This is a genomic window from Pseudoalteromonas sp. G5_S1_14_S5 (assembly GCF_054968605.1).
Genome location: NZ_JBQKUM010000223.1, coordinates 1 through 518, shown reverse-complemented (window position 1 = coordinate 518; position 518 = coordinate 1). Strand labels below are relative to the sequence as shown.

Annotated in this window: 1 pseudogene; it reads right to left on the bottom strand. The window is 40.0% G+C overall.

Annotation, left to right across the window (positions count from 1 at the left end):
• A pseudogene (locus ACTRWI_RS22640) lies at positions 1 to 470 on the bottom strand (IS5 family transposase); the annotation flags it as partial.
• Positions 471 to 518 lie beyond the last annotated feature (48 nt).

The following is a 518-nucleotide window of genomic DNA, read 5'->3' as shown; positions in this document are numbered from 1 at the left end:
GATAACATGCTGGCATAATTCCTTTCTAGCTTGTCATATCTACTTGAAATAGCTCGATAATGCTTAATTCTCCCAAAGGCATTTTCGACCAAGTGACGATACTTGTATAGACACCAATCCATACTGTCTTTATCTATATCTTGTCCGTAATTGCGTTTAGCAATTACCGTTTCTCCGCCACGTTCCTTAACAAAAGTACGGAAAGGTTCGCTGTCATATCCTTTATCACAAACGATAGTATTAACTTCATCGAGTTGTTCAACTAAGCTTTCGGCATGCACTATATCGTGGCGTTGTCCTTCTGATAAATCAAAGCAAATCGGCAGACCACCACTATCTACGGCTAAGTGTATTTTGGTTGAGTTGCCCCCGCGACTTTTTCCTATTTACTCTGAGCTTTCAGTAGCTGCACCTGTACTATGCTGATGCGCTCGAACTATAGAGCCATCAAGAAAGACCCATTCAAAATCAGACATGCTAGATAAGCTTTTGAAAATTTTATCTAAAACCCCTTTCTA